Raw genomic sequence first — 22,493 nt, 5'->3', positions numbered from 1 at the left:
ACACCATGGGGTCAGGAACTCAGGCTTTCCATAGCCGCAGCCGGCTGCGCGACGGCCTGGTCACTTGCCAGCGCTGCCGCCTTGCCGGCGCGGCGGCCGGAGAACACGCAGTCGGCCAGCGACAGACCGCTGACATAGCGTGACGAGGCGATGCCGATCGCGGTGCGGCCCGCGGCATACAGGCCCGGAATATCCCGGCCCGCGCCATCGGTGACCGCACCGCTGTCCTCGTTCACCTGGAGGCCGCCGAGACTGAGCACGGCAATCGGGAACATCTTCTGGCTGATGGAGATATCGATGGCGAACAGCGAGCCGTCCTTGAATTCATGGCGCATGTCCCGGGACTTGCCCATGGGGTCGTCGCGTTCGCCGCGCGCCGCGGCATTGGCCGCATCGAACTGGCGCTGCAGCACCAGGGCATCGGCGCCTATCTTTTTGGCCAGATCGGCCACCGACCGCCCCTTGACCGCCACCTTGTACATCAGCGCCAGCGCTGGCATGGACTGGAACGCCCAGAGACCGCCGAACAGGCACTGCCAGGTCGCCTGGCGGCGCAGATGGCTGTCGATGATGAGCCAGGCCTTGCCGCCCTGGTTTTCCATCATCTCGTAGCCCAGCTTGGCGCCATAGACCTGCTCATTGCAAAAGCGCTCGCCCCTGGTGTTGACCACCAGGCCCTTGGGCCAGACCGAGGGCGGCGTGATGAAACGCCAGGCCGAGATATTGTTCAGATCCTGGCCTATGCCGCCCACCGACTGGCCCAGGCGCAGGCCCGAACCATCGCAGCCTGCGGCACCCGTGAGCCAGCCCGGCGTATAGGCCGGAGCATGCTGGTTCATGAGTTCGGAATTGAAGACATAGCCGCCCGTAGAGAGCACCACGGCCTGTCTGGCGCGGATGAAGCGCCTCTCGCCGATCTCGCTTTCGATCTGCGCGGCCTCGCGCCGGCCCGCCTGGGCGCGCGGCGCCTGGTACAGACGCCATTTGGCCACCAGTTCGTCGAGCTTCTTGTGGCGCTCGGTGCGCGCATCGCCGGCCGGCAACACCATGACCTCCACGCCCAGCACCCGGCCCGTATCCCGCTCGCGCACCAGGCGCTGCACGCGCGCCTGGGTCAGCGCACGCGCGCCCTGCGCCAAGGTGGACTGCTTGAGGGCCGCATAGAAGGTGGCGCCCGACTGCCCCTTGGCCACCACGCGGTGGCCGCGCGGTGCGGGCTTCTTGGCCAACTTGGGATTGCCGTAGGCCGGCACTACCTCGTTGCCCGAGTAGTACAGGTAAATGCCATCGGGCGGATACGAGGTCTTGTAAGCCGGCATGGTGGAGCCGAAGCTCACGCCCTGCTTTTCCAGCCACTGCAGATTCGCGACGCTGTCGCGGCTGAAGCGTGCAAGAGTCGCATCGCTGACCACGCCGTTGACTTCATGCTTGAGGTAGTCCGCCATGGCCTCGGGCGTGTCCTCGAAGCCGGCTTGCTTCTGGTAGGCCGTGCCGCCGCCCGCATAGACCACGCCACCCGAAAGCACGCTGGCACCGCCGCCGCCGAAGCGGTCTATCACCAGCACCTCGGCGCCCTGTTCGCGGGCCTCGATGGCCGCACTCGCACCCGCCGCGCCCCAGCCGACGACGACCACGTCCGCGGCGTCCGACCACAGGACTTCGTCGGCAGAGCCCACGTCCAGCGCCGCATCCACGGGATTGATGGTGCTGATTTGTTTTTGGGAACTGTTTTTCATCGCGCGCTCCTGCTCAGACGGCCTTGCCCAGCAACTGGGGGTTTTCGAGTGGCAGCGGCTTGCCCAACATGTCGGCCACCGCGCGGAAGGCAAAAGTCATGGCCGGACCCAACGTCGAGCCCGCGCCCGGATAGGTTGGCCCCATCACGGAAGCGGAGTTATTGCCCACGCAGTACAGACCCGCTATGGTCTGGCCCTGGGTGTCGAGCACGCGGCCCTCGCGATCGGTGAGCAGACCGCCCTTGGTGCCGATTTCTCCGGGCCAAAGGCGCATCGCATAGAACGGGCCTTTTTCTATGGGGCCGAGATTGGGGTTCTTCAGGCGCGGATCGCCGTAATAGCGGTCGAACACATTGCCGCCGCGATCAAAGTCCAGATCCTTGCCGGTCCTGGCATATTCGGTCATGCGGCGCGCGCTGTCCTTGAGACCCGCGGCATCGACACCGATCTGGGCCGCGAGTTCATCGAGCGTCTCACCCTTCCAATACACGGTATTGAGCCAGCTCTTGCGCAGCTTGCTGTCGGGCACGGCGGAGCCGGGCATCAGCGGCCCCATGGGGTTCCGGGCGCGGAAGCTGGCGTCGAACACGATCCAGGCCGGCACGCCGCCATGGCCCTTGGCATGCTCAGCCAGCATGGCCTGCTGGAACTCGGGATAGGGACCGGACTCGTCGAGAAAGCGCTGTCCCTTGGCATTGACCACCATGCAGCCCGGCAGGGAGCGCTCCACAAAGATGCCGCGGTATGAAGGCTCCTTGGGCACGTCCATCGTCGGCACGCCCCAGGACCAGTCCATCAGATGCAGCTGTGCCCCTGCGGCCTGGCCCGCACGGTGCGCATCGCCGGTGTTGCCGCCCACGGGGGTGGCCGTCCACTCGGCCTGGGTGGGCTTGTTCAAATACTGCTCGCGCATCTGCTGGTTGCGCTCGAAACCGCCTGCGCCCAACAGCACGCCGCGCCTGGCGCCGAGCTGCAGGCGTTGACCGTTTTTCTCGACGATGACGCCCGTCACGCGGCCCGCGCCATCCTGCACCAGTTCCTTGAGCGGGGCATTGCGCCACATCTCGACACCGGCCTTGCGCGCGGCCGTCAGCAGGCCCGCCACCAGCGCCTGGCCCCCGGTCAGGCGGCGGTCGCGGCACGTCTTGCTGCGCCAGGGGTAGTCAAGAAAGTACTTGAGCATCATGCCGATGATGGTGAAGCGCGATTTGAGCTCGCGCGACAGCATGGAATGGGCCTCGAACGCGCTGATGCTCATGCGGCCGAACAGCTGGTTGCCGGGCAGGCATGGGCGCATGGTCTCCAACGCCTCCAGGCCGAGCTTGGAAGCGTCGAAATCCATCGGGTCCATGGTGCGGCCGCCGGACTTGGAGCCCTCGATATGCGGGTAGTAGTCCGCGTACTTGGCCATGGCGCGGTAGGGAATGCCGATCTGGCGCAGATACTCGGCCATCTTGTTCGCGGTTTCCACATAGGCCAGCACCCGGTCATCCGTGGCCATGCCGCGCACGCAGCGCTTCATGTAGCTGAAAGCGGTGTCCAGATCGTCCTGGACGCCCGCACGCGGCTGGTCGTAGTTGAGCGGAATCCAGATGCCGCCACCCGACAGGGCCGAAGTGCCACCGAACAGATCGGCCTTCTCGACCACCAGGGTCTTGAGGCCTTGCTCCTGAGCGCGAATGGCGCCCAGCATGGCACCCGCGCCCGAACCCACGACGATCAGGTCATATTCTTGTTCTGCCATACCTTGTCTCCCGGAATACTTGTTTTATGGATGGACTGTTGCCAACGGATATCGGCGGCGGCCACCGCCGGGTTGCCGCCGCCGTCCCAGCCTGCTGCGATCAGACGAAGGGTTCCTGGTTGGGAATGCCCAGCACATGCGAGCCGTAGGCGCGCACATAGGCGTCGGTGTTGTTGGCGATATGGGTGCGGCCCTGGTGGATGTCGCGGAACACGCGCTCGATGGGGTTGGTCTTGAACGTGCCGCTGGCGGCGCAGGCGCGCATCAGCTCGTTGGCATGGAAGCCCGTGAGCTTGGGCACATAGGAGGCCTGGGCGCGCTGCAGCAGGCGCTCCTCGAGCGAGAGCTGGATGCCGGTCTTGGCGGCATCGACGATGCGCGCATAGTTGCGGAACAGCGTGAGCTTGAGCTGATCCAGCGCTATCGAGGCTTCGGTCACGGCGGTCTGGGCATTCACGTCCTCGGCCATCTTGTTGCCGTGCTTGCCCACATGGGAGATGGCGCGCTGGGTGAATGCGGCGATCGCGCCCTCCAGCGCGCCCAGGCAGGCCGTGGAGACCGCGCGCTGGAACACATGGGTGAAGGGAATGCGGAACAGCCAGCCGGTGTTTTCCTGGCGGCCGGGACAGCCCGCGTCGCTGTGGTCGTTGGTGTACTGGATGCGGTGGGCGGGCACGAAAGCGTTTTCCACCACGATGTCGTGGCTGCCCGTGCCGCGCAGGCCCAGCACGTCCCAGTTGTCCTCGATGCGGTAGTCGGACTTGGGCAGCAGAAAGGTCACATGCTCCAGGCCCGGCGTGCCATCGCGCTTGGGCAGCAGTCCGCCCAGGAACAGCCAGTCGCAGTGCTTGGAGCCGGTGGAGAAGCTCCAGCGGCCGCTGAACTTGAAGCCGCCTTCCACGGGCTCGGCCTTGCCCGTGGGCATATAGGTGGAGGCGATGCGCACGCCGCTGTCCTTGCCCCAGACATCCTGCTGGGCCTGGTCGGGGAACAGCGCCAGCTGCCAGGGGTGGACGCCGACCACGCCATAGATCCAGGCCGTGGACATGCAGCCCTTGGCCAGCTCCATCTGCACGCTGTAGAACACGCGCGGATCCATCTCATAGCCGCCCCAGCGCTTGGGTTGCAGCACGCGGAACAGACCTGCCTCGGCCATCTCGGCAATGGTCTCGTCGCTGATCCTGCCTTCACGGTCGGCCTGCTGGGCGCGTTCGGCCAGCTTGACGGCCAGGGCCTTGGCGCGCTCGATCACGGCGAGAGCATCCGGGGTGAGGTAGTTATCTGTCATGGCGTTCATTACAAGTCTCCAGTTGCCGCTCCACCGGGCGGCTTGTGGTGTGGTGGGCAAGGCATCGCGCCTATGGCAAAGAATGCTCTCACCATGCGAAAACGCATTCATCGTCCGATCAGACTAACGGCATCCATAGCGGCCCCCAGCGCCCCGCGGCGCGCTCTGCAGCCCTCCGGAAAACACCTGCCTAGGGCAAATACCGAGCACGTTTTTTCCCTGCTAGTCCATGTGAAGGATTCAAAAAAAAGCCGCTGGCAGCACTCTTGCAGCAAGGAGACCTTCAGCCATGCAAAGTACTGCAGCCACTTACGACCCCAAAGACTTCCGCCGCGCCCTGGGCATGTTCGGCACCGGGGTCACCATCGTCACCACCCGTGCCGAAAGCGGTGAGCCTGTGGGGATCACGGCCAACAGCTTCAACTCGGTCTCGCTGGAGCCGCCCATGGTGCTGTGGAGCCTGGCCAAGAACGCGCGCAGCCTGCCCGTGTTCCAGAGTGCCGACACCTGGAACGTGCACATCCTCTCCAACGAGCAAGAAGCCCTGTCCAACCGCTTCGCCAGGGCCGGCGAGGACAAGTTCTCGGGTCTGGCGCTGGACTCCGAGGCCGCCCATGCTCCCCTGCTGCAGGACTGCAGCGCGCGCTTCAAGTGCAAGACCGCTTTCCAGTACGACGGGGGCGACCACATCATCTTTGTGGGCGAGGTCACCGACTACGACGCCAACCCGCATCCGCCCCTGCTGTATGTGACGGGCGGCTACGCCCTGGCTTCGCGCAAGGCCCAGCCCATTGCCAGCGAACCCGCGGCCGACACCAACACCGCCTATTCCGAGAATCTCATCGGCTATCTGATGGGCCGCGCGCACTTCCAGTTTCTGAGCGGCCTGCGCAAGCCCATGGCCGACTTCGGCATGACCGACGTCGATTTCTACGTGCTCTCGCTGCTCAGCATCCAGCAGCCGCAGACGCCGGCCGAGATTGCCGCGCACATGGCTTATACCGGCACGGATATCGGTGCCGTGGCCCTGCAGTCGCTGATTCGCAAGGGCTGGGTCGAGGAAAGCCCGGAGCGCGAACGGTCGCTGCAGCTCACGCCCCAGGGCAACGAGGCCATCCTCCATGTGCTGGCGGCCGCCAAGGCCGTCGAGACCGACCTGATCGCCAGCCTGGGCGAAATGGAAGCCGCCACCCTGCGCAATCTACTCAAGAAAGCCATTGCCGCCACCGACCCCGGTCTGCCCAAGCTCTGGCAGGCCAAGACCTGAGCCCCCGTCAATGCTATCCCTCACCCGAAGGCAGGAGACAGCCTTCGCCTATCCACTCCAAGCATAAAGAACAGAGATGAGCACTTTTTCCATTCCAGAAGGCAAATATGTGGACATCGGCCTGGTGGCCGGTCTTCCCCAGCGCGTGCACTATCACGAGCAGGGCTCGGGCGACCCCGTGATCTTTCTGCACGGCGCCGGCACCGGTGCCAGCGGCTACAGCAACTTCAAGGGCAACTATCCCGAATTTGCCAAGGCCGGCTTACGCTCCATCGTGCCCGATCTGCTGGGCTACGGCCTGTCTTCCAAGACCGAAGAGCCCAAGCAGTACGACATGGACTTCTTCATCGCTGGCGTCAAGGGCCTGGTGGAGCAACTGGGGCTAAAGAACATCACCCTGCTGGGCAACTCGCTGGGCGGCGCGGTGGCCCTGGGCTATGCGCTCAAGTACCCAGAAGATGTCAAAAGCCTGATCCTCATGGCACCCGGTGGCGTGGAAGAGTTTGAAGCCTATATGGCCATGCCCGGCATTGCCAATATGTTCAATGTCTACAAATCGGGCAAGACCGGCCCCGAAGCCATGCGCGCCGTCATGAGCATGCAGGTGGTGGACCAGGCCCTGCTGACCGACGAGATCATCAACGAGCGCGCCCCGATTGCGCTGACACAGACCGAGGCCTCGCGCTCGCGCCTGTACATCCCCAATATGACCGAGCAGTTGCCGCAGCTGCAATGCAATGTCCTGGGCTTCTGGGGCATGCAGGATGCCTTCAACCCCGTGGGCGGCGCCGACAAGCTGGCCAAGGGCATCAAGAACTGCCGCGTCGTGCTGGTCAACCAGTGCGGTCACTGGGTGCAGGTCGAGCATCGCGAAATGTTCAACCGTACCTGCATCGACTTCATGAAAAACGGCTGAATCCATGAGCGACAAGCAATTCATTGAAACCCAGGGCCAGCGCCTGTATGAGGCGTTGCGCGCCGCCAGGACCCTGGCACCGCTGACCGACAGCCACCCCGAGATGACGGTGGAGGATGCCTATCACATCTCCCTGCACATGCTGCGCCTGCGCGAAGCCTCGGGCGAACGCGTGATCGGCAAGAAGATAGGCGTGACCTCCAAGCCCGTGCAGGACATGCTGAACGTGCACCAGCCCGACTTCGGCTTTCTGACCGACAGCATGGAATACGAAGACGGCGCTGCCGTCTCGCTCAAGCGGGCCGGCCTGATCCAGCCGCGCGCCGAGGGCGAGATCGCCTTCATGCTCAAGAAGGACCTGCAAGGCCCGGGCGTAACCAGGGAAGACGTGCTGGCCGCCACCGAGTGGGTAGCGCCCTGCTTCGAGATCGTGGACTCGCGCATCAACGACTGGAAGATCCGCATCCAGGACACGGTGGCCGACAACGCCTCCTGCGGCGTCTTCGTCATCGGCCGCCAGCACACCGATCCCGCCTCGCTAGACCTGGCCGCTGCCGCCATGCAGATGAGCAAGAACGGCCAGAGCGCGGGCTCGGGCCTGGGCAGCGCCGTGCAAGGCCATCCGGCCGAAGCCGTGGCCTGGCTGGCCAACACCCTGGGCGCTTTCGGCATTCCGTTCAAGGCCGGCGAAGTGATTCTCTCCGGCTCCCTCGCTCCCCTGGTGCCTGCGGCCGCCGGCGACTATTTCGAGATGGTCATCGAAGGCCTGGGCACCTGCTCCATTCAATTCACTGAGTAAGACACCATGACGCAAAAAAAGATCAAGTGCGCACTGATCGGTCCCGGCAATATCGGCACCGATCTGCTCATGAAACTGCAGCGCTCCCCGATTCTGGAGCCCGTGTGGATGGTCGGCATCGATCCTGAATCCGATGGCCTCAAGCGCGCCAAGGAATTCGGCCTCAAGACCACGGCCGAAGGCGTGGACGGCCTGCTGCCCTTCGTCAAGCAAGACGGCATCCAGATCGCCTTCGACGCCACCAGCGCCTATGTCCATGCCGAAAACAGCCGCAAGCTCAACGAGCTGGGCGTGCTGATGATCGACCTGACGCCCGCTGCCATCGGCCCCTATTGCGTGCCCAGCGTGAACCTGGCCGAGAAGGTCGCCGAAAAGGCCATGAACGTGAACATGGTCACCTGCGGCGGCCAGGCCACCATCCCCATGGTGGCTGCGGTATCGCGCGTGCAGGCCGTGAGCTATGGCGAGATCGTGGCCACGGTCTCCAGCCGCTCCGTCGGCCCCGGTACCCGCAAGAACATCGACGAGTTCACCCGCACCACGGCCGGTGCCGTCGAGAAGATCGGCGGCGCGCAAAAGGGCAAGGCCATCATCGTGATCAACCCGGCGGAGCCACCGCTGATCATGCGCGACACCATCCACTGCCTGACGGTGGACACGCCCAAGCCCGCCGAGATCGAAGCCTCGGTGCAGGCCATGATCAAGGAAGTGCAGAAATACGTGCCCGGCTACAAGCTGGTCAACGGCCCCGTGATCGACGGCAACCGCGTCTCCATCTACATGGAAGTGGAAGGCCTGGGCGACTACCTGCCCAAGTACGCGGGCAATCTGGACATCATGACCGCCGCCGCCGCGCGCACGGCCGAGATGTTTGCCGAAGAAATCCTGGCTGGCCGCTTTGAGCCCGCTGAAGCCGCACTGGCCTGATTTGCAGGAGAAAAGAATGAGCCTCAAAGGTAAGAAGATCACCGTCCACGACATGACGCTGCGTGACGGCATGCACCCCAAGCGCCACCAGATGACGCTGGAGCAGATGAAGTCCGTGGCCTGCGGCCTGGACGCCGCGGGCGTGCCGCTGATCGAAGTCACCCATGGCGACGGTCTGGGCGGCAGCTCGGTCAACTACGGCTTTCCTGCCCATACCGACGAAGAGTACCTGTCCACCGTCATCCCGCTGATGAAGCAGGCCAAAGTTTCGGCCCTGCTGCTGCCCGGCATTGGCACCGTCGATCACCTGAAGATGGCCCACGAGCTGGGCGTGTCCACCATCCGTGTGGCCACGCACTGCACCGAAGCCGACGTGTCCGAGCAGCATATCTCCATGGCCCGCAAGATGGGCATGGACACCGTGGGCTTTCTGATGATGGCCCATATGAACAGTGCCGCAGGCCTGGTCAAGCAGGCCAAGCTGATGGAGAGCTATGGCGCCAACTGCATCTACATCACCGACTCGGCCGGCTATATGCTGCCCGATGACGTGAAGGAGCGCCTGACCGCCGTGCGCCAGGCCCTCAAGCCCGAGACCGAGCTGGGCTTCCACGGCCACCACAACCTGGCCATGGGCATCGCCAATTCTCTGGCCGCCGTGGAAGTCGGCGCCAACCGCATCGACGCTGCGGCTGCAGGCCTGGGCGCGGGCGCGGGCAACACCCCCATGGAGGTGCTGGTCGCCGTCTGCGCACGCATGGGCATAGAGACCGGCGTGGACGTGTTCAAGATCCAGGACGTGGCCGAGGACCTGGTCGTGCCGCTGATGGACTTCCCCATCCGTATCGACCGCGACGCGCTCACGCTGGGCTATGCGGGCGTGTACGGCAGCTTCCTGCTGTTTGCCAAGCGTGCCGAAGCCAAGTACGGCATTCCCGCACGCGAGCTGCTGCTGGAGCTGGGCCGCCGCGGCATGGTGGGCGGCCAGGAAGACATGATCGAGGACACGGCCCTGACCATGGTGCGCCAGCGCCAGAAGGTAGCGGCCTAAGCCGGCTTCCGGCCTTTCATTTCCACTTGGTATTCGGGTTCAGCGGCTGCTTGGGGCGGCCACTGAACTCTTTTTTTGCGCCTGCTCCGGGCGCTTAGGCCTATGCCGGGGTCTGCAGGCATGAGGCACGACCGGGCCGCAGTCATCCCGGACAGCGGTCTGGACGATGCCGGCAGCTGAATGAACCGATGGAGTCAGGGGCTCGAAAACACCTCCACCCGCGCGGGCGGGAAGTTGGCCCACACGGTTTCGCAGCCGATCCGTTTCAGCCCTGCATCCTGCCAGGCCGACGCACCAAACGGCGCATAGGTGAACTGGATGATGCGACCGTCGCTCGCCAGCGAACGCACCCAGGTGGCCGTGATCTTGGCGACGGCGCTGCCGGGAAGCGAACGCAGTGGCAGGCAGGAGACCACCGCCTTGACTGCCGTCTGCCCGAGCACGGCTGGAAAATCGCCGGCATCTGCATGGACGACGCAGATATCCGGAAATCGCTCGGACAGGTAACAGGCGAACGGCTCGGACTTTTCTATGACGATCAAGCGGCTTGGCGCGATACCGCTGCGCAGCAGGGATTCCGTGATGACGCCCGTCCCCGCTCCCAGCTCTACCACCAGCCCCTGCTCCCCGTCGTCAATCAGCGACGCCATGACATCGCCGAGACGCGCCGAACTAGGGAGGATGGCTCCGATCTCGCGCGGCGCCCGGATGATCTCGTGCAGCAGCATGGCGCCAAGCGACAGATTTTTCGTTCTGTGATTTCCCAAACGCATACCTGCCTCGCGGGTTAGTTTGAAATTACCTGTTCAGGAAAAATCTGACGCGCTGCATCAGGTAGATGGAACACACGGTGACAGCACCGCCGCCTATCATGTCCACCAGATAGTGTCCGCCATTGATAGGAGTGGATATCAGCATGAGGACGTTCAGCGCCAGAACCCAGCGGAATATCCCAAGCTGTCGATACACATAGATGAGCAGCAAGGCAGTCGTCGTGTGAAACGAAGGGAAGGTCACAATACCCTTCATTTCGTCGAATGAGAACGCGGTCATGCTTCCATCCCGGAGTGCCAGGAAGTGAGGCAGGTGCACCGCGTTCTCCAGTCCTATGGAATAGTAGAACAGGGTACCCCCGGCGGGAAACAGGCCGGACAGCAGGGAGGTCAGAACCAGGGCTATCGTAGACGACCACCATAGCTCGTCGTTCCTGTCGCTTCTTCCTATATGGGCAAGGTAGATGATCGAAAAGAAGATCTGCGGCAGGCCGCTGAAATAGGCAATGGTGAGAATGGTGGCGACCAGCCTATGCTCCCGAACAAAAGCATAGAAGCTCAGCCAATGAAAGCCCAGGGCGAGATCGGCATTCGTGAACTCCTCATCCAGCAGGGGCAGGTTCAAGGTCGCGCAGAGATAGGTCAATATCGCGCCTATCAATGCAGCCACCACCCACAGGGCCGCGTAGTAAGACATCTCCGACAGCGCCCGGCTGCGCCCGGTCAAGCCATAGGCCGCGCTGATCGATATCAGCACCAGCGTTGCCCACAGGACAGGCTCGGTGCCCACAAAGACCAGTTTATGGGCCTGTATCCATGCCGCCTCCCCTCCAGCCAGGGCTGCGAGAAAAAGAACTGGAGCCAGCTTTCCAGCGCTTATGAACCGCCGGCCATCTGCGATCCCCTGCATCAAGCTCATCACGCCCCCCAACAGGTCAATGCAGCCAAGGTATCGCCCGGGCTGTCGCGCACCAAGGAAGTGCGCGCAGACCCAGTTCACGAAAATAGAACATGGCCGTCCGCTCCATCTTAATGAGCACCGGCTTGCCTGCACAACTCGACAGCATTCCCGTTGCTTTGTGTTTCATGCCGGCCCTAGAATGCCCGCCCGGCCTGCTGGCAACTCGTCAATGAGTCCTAGGATGGCCGTAGGTGTGAGCGACGCGGCACGTCAACATGCGCCGACACCGACATAGAAAAGGGCTTTGCTCCGGCAAAGCCCCAACCTGGAGAACGCAGACACCGCCCGGACGGCTACCACCGCCCGGGCTGCGGCGATCACATATAGAGAATCACCAGATCGTTGATGACCGAGGGGCGTTCCTGGCCCACCACATGGATGTTGAGCTCCATGGTCATCTGCACGCCGCTCTTGACCTGCTCCACGGACTTGATGCGGCTGCGCGCGCGGATCTTGCAGCCCGAGGGGACGGGGGTCGGGAAGCGCAGGCGGTCCGAGCCGTAGTTGACCATGTTGTTGAAGTCCACCACCTCGAAGTCCAGCGGAATGCGCAGCTGGCTGGCCAGCACCTGCACCAGCGCGCCGTGGGCGATGGTGGTGCCGAACGGGCTTTTCTCCCTGGCCTGCGCCGGGTCGGTGTGGATCCAGTAGTCGTCGCCGGAGAGCTTGGCGAAGTCGTTGATGACTTCCTGGCTCACGGTGAACTCGTTGGACCAGGGGCTGTACTCCTCGGACACCAGCGACTTCATGGCCTCGATGTCCTTGACCGAAATCCTGCGTCTGGGGGCTTCATCCTCGGCCACGGCCGCAGCGACAGGAGCTTCCTCAGCCTTGATCACCGCGGGGTGGCTGCCGGCCTTGTCGGTAAAGCGCAGCAGCGTGATTTCACCGGGGCGCTCGTCGAACACGGGGCGCACCGCCATGCCGATCCTCAGCGCCTCGGGCGGCACGCCGACCATGGTGGTGTTGATGCGCACGCCTTCCTTGAGTTCGACCACGGCCAGCGCCTGAGGCATCTCGTCCGTGAACTCGGGCATGGTGGGAATGCGCGCAACAGTGAAGCTGTAAAGCGTGCCCTCACCCGAGACTTTGCTCCACTTCAAGGAGCGTGAGCCGCAAGTGGGGCAATGGGTACGCGGAAAAAACAGTGAATGTCCACGATCGCATTGCTGAATGCGCACTTCGTGGGCCTTGAGGCCTTCCCAGTACGGAGCCGAGATTTCGGTCGGATGGGGCAGAGGTTTGTTCCAAGCCATGTTCTTACGCTCCCCGCAGGATCAAGGCGCCCTGCTCGCTCATCACACCGCCGGTGCCCGACACATAGGCCAGATCATGACGACCCAGCTGGCGCTCGCCCGCGCGCCCCTGGATCTGGTGGATGGCCTCTATCACCTGGGACATGCCGCCGGCCGTGCCTGACTGGCCGAAGCTCAACTGGCCGCCGTGCGTGTTCATGGGGAAATTGCCCTTGAAGGTGAAGTCGTTGCTGCGCAGGAAATCCATGCCCTTGCCTTTGGCACAGAAGCCCGCATCCTCCAGCGTCAGCATCACGGTGATGGTGTAGCAGTCGTAGATCTGCGCCATGTGCATGTCCGCTGGCTTGAGGCCCGCCATCTCGAAGGCCTTGGCCGACGCCGGGCCTATCGGGGTCTGCAGCATGTCTGCCATATAGGTGGGCGACTTGCTGCTCACATGTTCGCCGCAGCCGATGATGCTCACGGGACGGTTCTTCGTGGACCTGGCGCGGTCCGCGCGCGTGACTATCATGGCACCGCCACCGGCGGCCGGCAGCACGATCTCGAGCACGCGCAGGGGCTCGGCCACCATGCGCGAGTTCAGCACGTCGTCCACCGTCAGCGGCTGGCCGTAGAACATGGCGTTGGGGTTGTGGCAGGCGTTGAAGCGCTGGTCCACGCTGATGCGCGCCAGCGCCGCCGCGTCGTAGCCATAGATGGCGCCGTAGCGCTGGGCAATCATGGCGTAGCCGGTGTTCTGCGCCATATGGCCATAGGGCAGGTCCATTTCGGCCTCGGGCGCGCCGAAGCGGGTGCTGTGGCCGCCGAAGCGGCTGGCCTTCATCACCTCCCGGATATGGTCGTCGTGCTCGGAGATCGGTGCCATGCGCGCGGGCAGCACGCAGGCCACGGTGTTGCACAGGCCGAGCTCGATGGCAGCGGCCGCACGCCAGACCATGGCCACCGAACTGGCACCGCCCAGGTCCACGACCTCGGCGAAATTCAGGCGCACGCCCAGGTATTCGCCGGCCATGGCCGGCACAAAGCTGTTGGCCTCGTGGAAGTGCGGCGCGCTGGTGATCAGGCCATCGACCTCGGACAGCTCCATGCCCGCATCATCCAGCGCCTGCAGCGTCAGATCGGCGATCTGCTCCAGATGGAACATGCGCGGCGCTGTCGCGTACTTCTCAGGCTTGTACTGTGCAGCGCCGACCAGCGCTGCCTTTCCTTGCAAACCCATATGTCTCCCTATCAAGAAAGTGTGGCTTCATTGTGTGGAATGAAGCGGGCCGCAACCATCGTCAACACAGACTAAGACAGCCGCCCCGTAGATACCCGCGATTCTCGGGACAAACGTCCATTCGGACGATGCTTCAAAACCCTCGAAACAACAATCTCCGCCCTAGGTTTTTTGGCTCACGCATGGGCCGTCAAAAGACTGATAAAGGAGACAACGTGAAAACAGCCGTCGGTATCGGCGCAGCAGCATTGGTGGCATTCGCCTCTGCTCTGGCCTTTGCACCCCGCACCCCGCCACCGCTGGCGCCAAGCTCGATTGGCGTCGAAGGCAGCCATTTCAATGCCATCGACCAGGTCGGAAGCCGTCTGCTGACGGCCGGTGCCATGGGCGAAATCCTCTACTCCGACGACCGGGGCGCGCACTGGGCGCTGGCCAAGCTCAACCAGGACCGCCAGGCCCTGCTGGTCAGCATGGCTTTTGCCCCCGACAACAAGACCGGTCTGGCCGTGGGCCACGAAGGCTGGATTCTGCGCACCCGGGACGGCGGCAGCAGCTGGGAAGAAGTCGCTTTCACCAAGGAAAACGGCGAGCCGCTGATGTCGGTGGCGCGCCTGCCTTCGGGCGACTGGATCACCGTCGGCGCCTTCGGCAAGGCCATGGTCTCCAAGGACGGCGGCCAGAACTGGCAGCCCATGACGCTGCCCGCCGAGGTCGAGGACAAGCACCTGAACCGCATCGCCAGCTCTGCCGACAAGCAGCACTGGCTGATCGTGGGCGAGCGCGGCCTGGTGCTCAAATCCGATGACGCGGGCGCAACCTGGCAGGCCGAGCCCGCGTTCTACAACGGCTCCTTCTACAACGCCATGGCCACCAAGGACGGCGGCTGGCTGATCTACGGCATGCGCGGCAATGTCTTCCTGCAGGCCGCACCCGGTGCGCCATGGGCCAAGTCCGAAGTGCCCGCCGCAGTCTCCTTCTTCGGCCACGCCCAGGAACAGGACGGAACCATTGTTCTGGTCGGCCAGGGCAGCATGCTGGGCATCAGCAAGGACGGCGGCAAGAGCTTCGCGCTGCAGCGCGCCCAGGGCCGCGCCACGCTGACCGATATTGCGCTGACCGGCCCCGACAGCGGCTGGATCTCCAGCGATGGGGGCCTGCAACCCTTCTCCACCCGGGCCAAGGCGGCCTCTGCATCTGGCCAAGGAGCGAACCCATGACTCTTTCCGAACCCGTAAGCCGGCTGGACCGGCTCATTGCCGCCACGGCACGCTGGCTGATTTCCTGGAGCAAGACCATCGTCTCGCTCACGCTGATCGCCACGGCCCTGCTCGGCGTTTCCGCACTGCGCACCCACCTGGACCCGGGCTTCAACAAGCTGATTCCGCTGCGCCATGAGTACATGGCCGCCTTCCTCAAGCACGCGGCGACCTTCTCGGGCGCCAACCGTATCCTGGTGAGCGTGGAATGGAAGGGCCAGGGCGATATCTACAACAAGGAATTCCTGGATTCGCTGCGCGGCGTGACCGACGAGGTGTTCTTCACCCCCGGCGTCAACCGCGGTCAGGTGTATTCGCTGTTCACGCCAAACGTGAAATACATAGAAATCACCGAAGACGGCTATGTGGGCGAAGTGCTGATTCCCTCGCGCTTCGAAGCCAACGAACAGGGTTTGGCCCAGGTGCGCTCCAACGTGGCCAAGTCCGGCCAGATCGGCAGCCTGGTCAGCAACGACCTCAAGTCGGCCATGGTGCGCGCCGACCTGCTCGAAGTGGACCCCAAGACCGGCGAGAAGCTCGACTACCACCAGGTCGCCCAGCGCATGGAGGAGATCCGCAGCAAGTTCGAGAACAAGGACATCTCCATCCACATCATCGGCTTCTCCAAGGTCCTGGGCGATGTGATGGACGGCCTGTTCACGGTGATGACCTTCTTTGCCGTGGCCTTTGTGATCACCGCCGTCATGCTGCGCCTGTACACCCGCTCCACCAATCTCACCGTGGTCGGCCTGCTGGTCGCGCTGCTGCCCGTAATCTGGCTGCTGGGCCTGCTGCCGCTGGTGGGCTATGGCATCGACCCCATGTCGATCCTTGTGCCCTTTCTGATCTTCTCCATCGGGGTCTCGCATGCGGTGCAGATGACGGGCGCCTGGAAGCATGATGTGCGCGCCGGCCTGACATCCAAGCTGGCCGCCGAGAACGCCATTCGCAAGCTGGCCATTCCGGGCACGCTGGCGCTGCTGACCAATGCTCTGGGCTTCATGGTCATCATGCTGATCGACATTCCCATCGTGCACGAGCTGGGCCTGACCGCCTGCCTGGGTGTGCTGCTGATGATCATCACCAACAAGGTGTTCCTGCCCGCGGTGCTGGCCAATATCCGCCTCGAGAAGACCGCGCTGACGGCTGTCTCCTCCGACGCCAACGGCCGCAACACGCGCTGGTGGAAGCTCTCGGCGCTTGCCGAGTCGCGCCCCGCCCTGCTCACGCTGGCCGCGGCCATGGTCTTCCTGGTGGTCGGCACCTACGAATCGCGCGGCCTGCGCACCGGCGACATCGGCACCGGTGCGCCCGAGCTGCGCGCCGACTCGCGCTACAACCGCGACAACGACAACATCATCGGCCACTACTCCATAGGCATGGATGTGTTGTCCGTGTATGTGGAGACCTCCAACCTCACGGAAAGCTGCCTGAACTGGCCGGTGATGAACGCCGTGGAACGCTTCGAAGCGCACATGAGCCGCGTCGACGGCGTGCAGTCGGTCTCCACCGTCTCCGGCCTGGCCAAGATCGCGACCTCGGGCAATAACGAAGGCAATCCGCGCTGGGCCGCGCTGCAGCGCACCGAAGCCGCGCTGCGCTCGGGAGCCAAGGCCCTGTCGCCCGACCTGGGCCTGAACACCGAAGGCTGCCAAGTCATCAACCTGCAGGTCTTCCTCAAGGACCACGAAGGCTCCACGCTGACCCATGTGATGGGCGAGGCACGCAAGTTCATCGCGGCCGAGAAGACGCCCAATGTGAAGTTCCTGCTCGCGGGCGGCAATGCCGGCGTGGCGGCCGCGACCAACGAGGCCGTGGAACATGCCGAGGTACAGATGCTGGGCTCCATCTTCGGCGCCATCACCCTGCTGTGCTGGCTGACCTTCCGCAGCTGGCGCGCCGTGCTGTGCATCGTGGTGCCGCTGGCCATCGTGTCCATTCTCTGCAATGCGCTCATGGCCTGGCTGGGCATAGGCCTCAAGGTGCCCACCCTGCCCGTGGTGGCGCTGGGCGTGGGCGTGGGCGTGGACTATGGCATCTATCTGTTCGAGAGCATGCAGCACGCGCTGCGCGAGCGCGACATCACGCTGCGCGAGGCCTTCTACGAGGCCATGCGCCAGCGCGGCAACGCCGCCATCTTCACGGCGCTGACCATGTCGATAGGCGTGGGCACCTGGGCCTTCTCGGCGCTCAAGTTCCAGGCCGACATGGGCATTTTGCTGGCCTTCATGTTCCTGGTGAACATGCTGGGCGCCATCTTCCTGCTGCCCGCCATGGCCTGCTGGCTCAATGTGGAAGGCGCCGAGGCCAGGGCCCGCGCCAGACAGCTGCGCCGCCAGCCCCAGGCCGGCGCCGCCTCGGGCAGCGCAGCCATGCATGCCGGCGGCCGCATTCTCAAGCCCGAGCCCCAGTCCTCGGTGAACGGCAAGCTGTGATGCAAGCCGCAGCCAGCACAACGGAGCAGCTTCTGCTCGAACATGCTCTGGCCCAGGTGCTGACCCGCTATGCCACGGCATGCGATACGCGGAACTGGGAGCTGCTACAGCAGGTGTTCGCACCCGACTGCAGCACGCTCTACGGCGGCAGCTATGCCTGCCAGGGCCTGGACCAGGTCCGCCGCATGATCAGCTCGCATCTGGACGGTTGCGGCCCCACCCAGCATCTGCTGGGCAATCTGGAGGTGGACGCCAGCGATCCCAGCCGCATCCGCAGCAGGATCCAGGTGCGCGCGGCCCACCGCGGCCTGGGCGAGCGCTCGCAGCTGCGCTACGACGCCATCGGTTTCTACGAGGACAGCTGGGTGCAGCTGCCTCAGGGCTGGCGCATTCAGCAGCGCAGCATGACCATGCTGCTGGAGATCGGTGAGCGTTCGGTGCTGCAGCCAGCGCTTCGAAGCTGACGATAGACCCTAGATCCGGCTCCAAGCCACGCAGTTTGCTCTGCGTGGCTTTTTTCATCACAGCACCGGCAACCCAAGCCGCAGCTGCCGACCATATGAATGCGGTTCCGCACATGGCTTGCGGCGCAGATTGCACAAGCGTTCTACGGCAGAAACAACTTGTAGGCAGACAGAAAAAAGCCGGCATGACTGCCGGCTTGGGACTTGGTCTGCAGCCCAGCTCTAGAGCTCGAAGCGGGCCTTGAGAAACTGCAGCAGCTGCTTGCCCGCCAGGCTTCTGGCCGTTTCGTCGCGCCCGCTGATATAGCCGACCTTCACGCAATCGCCGAGCGCCTTGCTGCTTTGCACGCGGATCTGATAGCGGGTCTGGCGGTCCGGCTGAGCCCCGGCCGGAATCAGGGCGCGGCCGTTGAGCGTGGGCAGGTCCTTGTCGTTGAACTCGATGGTGCAGCCGGCCAGATACGGGCGCTCGGTCAGCTCGCGCGGCGTATTGCTTTCCCAGTCGTGGCCGGCCCGCGCATAGACCACCGTGCTGACATCGGAACCCGCCTGGCGCAACACCGCCTCCTGCTTGGCACAGGCCACCAGATCGTTGGAAGCATCTGCGCCGGCGCGAAAGCTCAGCAACGGCGCCCCCGTGGTCTTGCGCGTCGGTATGGCCGCATAGCAGGGGCCGTAGAAGTCCACATGCAGGGCAAAGGCCGGCAGCTGGGGCGCGAGCTTGTCCCGTATGCGTTCGTCCATGCTCATGCGCGCGGCAATGCCGCCCTTGGAAAAGCCCATGAGCCCGATGCGTTTGGCATCGATGGCCGGATGCTTGTTCAGGACCTTGAGCGCCGCATAGGCATCGGCCACGGCATCAAACTCCGAGGCTCCCATGATCTTGAGCGCATAAGGCATCTCCTCGCTGATGCCGCGCGGCTTGAAGCTGTCGACCACCAGGGCCGCGATGCCGTTGTCGGCCAGTGCCTGCGCGGTTTCGTTTTCGCGGCCGGGAATCACCCCGGCGCCGCCGGGCAGGATCACCATCGCGGGCACCGGCGTTCTGTCGCTCGCCGCGCGCGGCAGGATCAGCCGGCCCATGCCCATGGTGGCTTCGGCCTTGGCCGGCTGGTTCAGCAGCACATCGAGGTCGTAGGGGCTGCTGGACTTGTAGCGGATATCGCCCTGGGTATCGCTCTGCAGCACCGTGGAGGGCATCATCGGGACCACTTTCGGCAAGGGCGGCAAGGCATCGAATATGAACTGGGCCGAGGCCACGGTAGTCCACAGACACATCGCACCCATGCCGGCCAGGCGCCAGGTTTTTTCATTCAGGATTTGCATTTGCTTACTCCCAGGCTCAGACACAAAAGCCCGGCAAACCCGGGCTTTTGTGCAAGGCTTCGTCCGTGGGATTTAGAACGAGTACTTCACGGTCATGGACAGCTGATCGCGGTCGGCGAGGACGCGGTTGCGCAGCGGATCCGCGGAGGGGTTGCCCATGTAGTTGGTGTAGGTGACATTGACCGAGAGATTGCTCTTGCGCACAAAGGTCGCGCCGATGCTCAGACGGCTGTCGCCCTGGCCGCCGCCGAAGGTACCGACCATGGCGCGGCCGCTGATCTGGGACTGGTAGCTGATGGGCACGCTCAGGTCCCAGCCCTCGAAGATGCCGGGGTAGCCCAGGGTCAGGGTTCCACCCGCCACCAGGGAATTGCGGGTCTTGAAAGACAGGTTGTCGATGCTGCCCTCGTCGACGCTCATGACGCGCGAGCCCGAGACTTCGGCGGCCAGCGAGACATCGTCGGCAAAGCTGGTGCGGCCGATGTTGAAGATGCCGCCCACGTTGCCCTGGATCACATCCGAACGCACCGGCGTCGAGGCAGCACCCATCAGCACCGGGGTGCCCTTGCGATAGCTGGCTTCGCCAAAGGCCGAGAACATGCCGAAGGTCGTGCTGACCGTGGTGCCCAGCATCTTGATGCCGTCGAAGTACTTGACCTGATAGCCGCCGCCATTCATCACAATGCTTGGCGAACGATCCTTGTAGTCCAGGTAGTAGAGGCCCACCTCGGTTTCATCCGTCACGCGGTAACGCGAGCCGATGCCCCACTGGCCTGAGTTGTTCGGGCGGATGTCGTTGCCGCGCGGCAGGAAGCAGTTCGCACCGACCTTGTAGCCGCAGGTGGCGCCCGGGCCCAGCAGATTGGTGGTGCTGGTGTACATGCCCACGGCCGGCAGCAGGGTCTCGTGGAAGCCGAACTGGTAGTGGGCCAGCAGCGACAGTTTGGGAGTCACCTCGAGCGACGCGGAAATCTGGTCTTCGGGCAGCAGGATTTCCTTGATTTCCGCACCTGGAGATGCGGCCTTGGCCGCATCGCTGGGGCCCTGGGCACCAGCGATATTGGCAAAGTACATGGACTCGCCCCAGTTCACGACCTGCTTGCCCACGCGCACCGTGGCCCGGCTTTCGCCGAGGTTGAAGCTGGTGTAGGCATAGGTGTCGAGCAGGCGCGAATAGCCGCCGCCGTAGCGCTTGGCCGCCGAGGTGAACTGATTCGCCGGACCCGAGGTGCTGATGGGCCCCTTGTTGTCATTGGTCTGGTGATAGACATCGTCATAGAAGGTGCTGGCGTTCAGCACAAAACCACTATCGCCCTTGGACAAGCGGCTTTCCCACACCGCGCCAAGACGGTTCGCGGTCAGCGAACCCTTCTTGAAGTTGTTGTCACCGTCGGTGGCGATGACGGGCGAAGGATTCTCCAGACGCGTGGCGATGCCGTAACTCATGTTCAAGCGCCAGTCGAACTTCAGGCCGTCCCCCAGCTCGATGGTCTCCCCCGCGTGAACCGAACCCATGCCCAGGGCCAGCAGTGTCGCCACCGCAATGGGGGTGAGTTTCTTCATGTTGTTTTTCATAGTCAGTCGCTCGTTGGTAAAGCTTAGTTGCCGGCGTTGCGCGCGGCCTCAGGAGTGAACATGGAGGGCGTCAGGTCGCCCTTGTTCAGAACCGGTCCGAGAGGACGCTCCTGGAACAGGTTGTAGGCCATGTAGGAGCCCGAATTCAGGTCGTGGTAGAACGAGGTCCCCGCATGCCAGGCCTTGATATCGAACGAGTAATAGGTGTTGATGAAGGCGTGCTGCCACAGCTGGCTGCGCGCGTCGTACATATCGCTGGCCACCGCCTGGCCCGTGTCCTCGTCGACGAACAGCACGCGCTTGCCATACAGGTGGCGATAGCCTTCCTTGAGCGTGCCCTCCACCACCCAGACGCGGCGCAGCTCATAGCGCATGAAGTCGGGATTGGCGTGATGCTGCTTGAGCAGGTCCGCGTACTTGACCGTGGCCTGGTGGATCTTGTAGTTGTTGGCAGGGATGTACATCTCCTTCTTGCCAATCAGCTTCCAGTTGTAGCGCTCGGGCGAACCATTGAACAGGCGGTCGGAGTCGATGGTCATCTTGCCGCCGGTCCCCACCATGGGCTGGTCAAAGCCGTACTCGGGCACCTGGCGCACGCGGCGCGTGCCGGGGTCGTAGGCCCAGGCCAGACGCTTGTCCTTGCCGAAGTTGGTGGGCTCCACCGAGTTGGTCACGCCGCCTTTTTCGCGGTCCGGCAGCAGGCCCTTGGTCATGGTGTAGGCCATGGGTCCTTCCACGGGCTTGCCGAGGTTCTCGGGCTTGTTGACCATGTCCAGATTGCGATTGTCCTGGCGGCCATAGGTGATGGAGCCGTCGGAGAGCACGCTGGCCGTGTCGCGCACGATGGACTCCGTGTAGGCGCGCGTGGGCAGCAGGTTGTTCCAGATCACTTCCGTGCCGTTCTTGGGGATAGGGAAGTTGATGGCGCCGAAATGGCCTTTGACGCCCAGGCCGTTTTCCGTGACCTCGGACTCCAGCGCATTCTTCTTCAGCACCGCGCAGACCTCGTCGGTGTAGCGGAAGTCGCGATGGCCCTGATACACGGGAATCTGGAAAGTCTTGGCGTACTTCTTGAGCATGGCCTTCTGGCCGTCGCTCAGCTTGTCCGCGTACTTGTCCATGTTGTCGGCCGTGATGCTGAACAACGGCTTCTCGTCGGCATAGATGTCGGCGGGATGCTTGCCGCTGGCCTGCACATGGGCCACACCGGCCGGCGCGCCCACCCACTTGCCCGTGAACTCGGGAATCGTGCCTTCCTTGTTGGCCGCCTTGATGGCACCGACACAGGTCAGGTCCTTGCCCAGGTGATCTGCTTCGCTGGCCGGAACTTTTGCCCATGCCGACGCGGCCATCATCAAGCCCACCGCTACGGCAAGTGGAGTCTTGTTCGTCACAAACTTCATCTCTGTCTCCTAAGTTCTGAAACTTATTTTTGAAAGTGCTACAAACGGGTCTGAACCTGCGCCGAGCCCTTCTTGTTGCGCCATTTGCTGGCATTCG

Annotated in this window: 18 protein-coding genes; 8 read left to right on the top strand and 10 right to left on the bottom strand. The window is 63.7% G+C overall.

The genetic code is table 11. The features are described 5' to 3' along the window. Positions 1 to 11 precede the first annotated feature (11 nt). From AB6724_RS16080 to AB6724_RS16070, 3 genes are all read right to left on the bottom strand, one after another. Positions 12 to 1,736, bottom strand: a complete 1,725-nt coding sequence (locus AB6724_RS16080; protein WP_369339536.1) for an FAD-binding protein — start codon at positions 1,734 to 1,736, stop codon at positions 12 to 14. Between the two features lie 13 nt (positions 1,737 to 1,749). After that, positions 1,750 to 3,480 carry an FAD-dependent oxidoreductase gene (locus tag AB6724_RS16075; RefSeq protein ID WP_369339535.1) on the bottom strand — a complete coding sequence of 577 codons (1,731 nt, stop codon included), beginning with the start codon at positions 3,478 to 3,480 and terminating at the stop codon, positions 1,750 to 1,752. 100 nt (positions 3,481 to 3,580) lie between these two features. Further along, positions 3,581 to 4,768, bottom strand: coding sequence for an acyl-CoA dehydrogenase family protein (locus AB6724_RS16070; RefSeq protein ID WP_369339534.1), 1,188 nt, complete (start codon positions 4,766 to 4,768; stop codon positions 3,581 to 3,583). A 289-nt stretch (positions 4,769 to 5,057) separates the two neighbouring features. On the opposite strand from AB6724_RS16070, the gene AB6724_RS16065 reads away from it, so the two are divergent. From AB6724_RS16065 to tesG, 5 genes are all read left to right on the top strand, one after another. Further along, positions 5,058 to 6,035: a flavin reductase gene (locus AB6724_RS16065; RefSeq protein WP_369339533.1), complete on the top strand. Its 978-nt coding sequence runs from the start codon at positions 5,058 to 5,060 to the stop codon at positions 6,033 to 6,035. Positions 6,036 to 6,111: 76 nt separating this feature from the next. After that, positions 6,112 to 6,951 (top strand): alpha/beta fold hydrolase, encoded by an 840-nt coding sequence (locus AB6724_RS16060; RefSeq protein ID WP_369339532.1) that lies wholly within the window; start codon positions 6,112 to 6,114, stop codon positions 6,949 to 6,951. A 4-nt stretch (positions 6,952 to 6,955) separates the two neighbouring features. Continuing rightward, complete coding sequence (gene tesE / locus AB6724_RS16055; protein ID WP_369339531.1) at positions 6,956 to 7,750, top strand: 2-hydroxyhexa-2,4-dienoate hydratase TesE; 795 nt, start codon at positions 6,956 to 6,958, stop codon at positions 7,748 to 7,750. Between the two features lie 6 nt (positions 7,751 to 7,756). Then, on the top strand, positions 7,757 to 8,677 hold the full coding sequence (gene tesF / locus AB6724_RS16050; protein ID WP_369339530.1) for an acetaldehyde dehydrogenase TesF: 921 nt from the start codon (positions 7,757 to 7,759) through the stop codon (positions 8,675 to 8,677). Positions 8,678 to 8,693: 16 nt separating this feature from the next. Then, complete coding sequence (tesG, locus tag AB6724_RS16045) at positions 8,694 to 9,728, top strand: 4-hydroxy-2-oxovalerate aldolase TesG (RefSeq protein WP_369339529.1); 1,035 nt, start codon at positions 8,694 to 8,696, stop codon at positions 9,726 to 9,728. Positions 9,729 to 9,922: 194 nt separating this feature from the next. Here tesG and AB6724_RS16040 read toward each other — a convergent pair whose 3' ends face one another. The 4 genes from AB6724_RS16040 to AB6724_RS16025 all read right to left on the bottom strand — a co-directional run bounded on the left by AB6724_RS16040 (position 9,923) and on the right by AB6724_RS16025 (position 13,937). Next, positions 9,923 to 10,501, bottom strand: coding sequence for a class I SAM-dependent methyltransferase (locus AB6724_RS16040; protein WP_369339528.1), 579 nt, complete (start codon positions 10,499 to 10,501; stop codon positions 9,923 to 9,925). A 25-nt stretch (positions 10,502 to 10,526) separates the two neighbouring features. Beyond that, positions 10,527 to 11,420 carry a phosphatase PAP2 family protein gene (locus AB6724_RS16035; protein ID WP_369339527.1) on the bottom strand — a complete coding sequence of 298 codons (894 nt, stop codon included), beginning with the start codon at positions 11,418 to 11,420 and terminating at the stop codon, positions 10,527 to 10,529. 359 nt (positions 11,421 to 11,779) lie between these two features. Then, a complete protein-coding gene (locus AB6724_RS16030) occupies positions 11,780 to 12,718 on the bottom strand; it encodes a bifunctional OB-fold nucleic acid binding domain-containing protein/MaoC family dehydratase (RefSeq protein WP_369339526.1) in 939 nt (312 codons plus the stop codon). A gap of 4 nt (positions 12,719 to 12,722) precedes the next feature. Beyond that, positions 12,723 to 13,937 carry a thiolase family protein gene (locus tag AB6724_RS16025; protein ID WP_369339525.1) on the bottom strand — a complete coding sequence of 405 codons (1,215 nt, stop codon included), beginning with the start codon at positions 13,935 to 13,937 and terminating at the stop codon, positions 12,723 to 12,725. A gap of 215 nt (positions 13,938 to 14,152) precedes the next feature. Here AB6724_RS16025 and AB6724_RS16020 point away from each other — a divergent pair, with 215 nt between their 5' ends. The 3 genes from AB6724_RS16020 to AB6724_RS16010 are packed head-to-tail and all read left to right on the top strand — an operon-like array spanning position 14,153 to position 18,092. Beyond that, positions 14,153 to 15,154, top strand: a complete 1,002-nt coding sequence (locus tag AB6724_RS16020; protein ID WP_369339524.1) for a WD40/YVTN/BNR-like repeat-containing protein — start codon at positions 14,153 to 14,155, stop codon at positions 15,152 to 15,154. Next, positions 15,151 to 17,628, top strand: coding sequence for an efflux RND transporter permease subunit (locus tag AB6724_RS16015; RefSeq protein WP_369339523.1), 2,478 nt, complete (start codon positions 15,151 to 15,153; stop codon positions 17,626 to 17,628). Before AB6724_RS16020 ends, AB6724_RS16015 begins: the two co-directional genes overlap by 4 nt. Continuing rightward, positions 17,628 to 18,092 (top strand): nuclear transport factor 2 family protein, encoded by a 465-nt coding sequence (locus tag AB6724_RS16010; RefSeq protein WP_369339522.1) that lies wholly within the window; start codon positions 17,628 to 17,630, stop codon positions 18,090 to 18,092. The genes AB6724_RS16015 and AB6724_RS16010 overlap by 1 nt, the downstream gene beginning before the upstream one ends. Positions 18,093 to 18,314: 222 nt before the next feature. Here AB6724_RS16010 and AB6724_RS16005 read toward each other — a convergent pair whose 3' ends face one another. The 3 genes from AB6724_RS16005 to AB6724_RS15995 all read right to left on the bottom strand — a co-directional run bounded on the left by AB6724_RS16005 (position 18,315) and on the right by AB6724_RS15995 (position 22,396). After that, a complete protein-coding gene (locus AB6724_RS16005) occupies positions 18,315 to 19,418 on the bottom strand; it encodes a dienelactone hydrolase family protein (RefSeq protein ID WP_369339521.1) in 1,104 nt (367 codons plus the stop codon). A gap of 72 nt (positions 19,419 to 19,490) precedes the next feature. Beyond that, complete coding sequence (locus AB6724_RS16000) at positions 19,491 to 20,981, bottom strand: DUF1302 domain-containing protein (RefSeq protein WP_369339520.1); 1,491 nt, start codon at positions 20,979 to 20,981, stop codon at positions 19,491 to 19,493. 35 nt (positions 20,982 to 21,016) lie between these two features. Then, a complete protein-coding gene (locus AB6724_RS15995) occupies positions 21,017 to 22,396 on the bottom strand; it encodes a DUF1329 domain-containing protein (protein WP_369339519.1) in 1,380 nt (459 codons plus the stop codon). Between the last annotated feature and the right edge of the window lie 97 nt (positions 22,397 to 22,493).

This window comes from Comamonas guangdongensis, assembly GCF_041079535.1.
In the GTDB taxonomy this organism is placed as follows: domain Bacteria; phylum Pseudomonadota; class Gammaproteobacteria; order Burkholderiales; family Burkholderiaceae_C; genus Comamonas; species Comamonas guangdongensis.
Note: the sequence above shows the minus strand (reverse complement) of the source record. Positions and strands in the feature narration are given on the sequence as shown.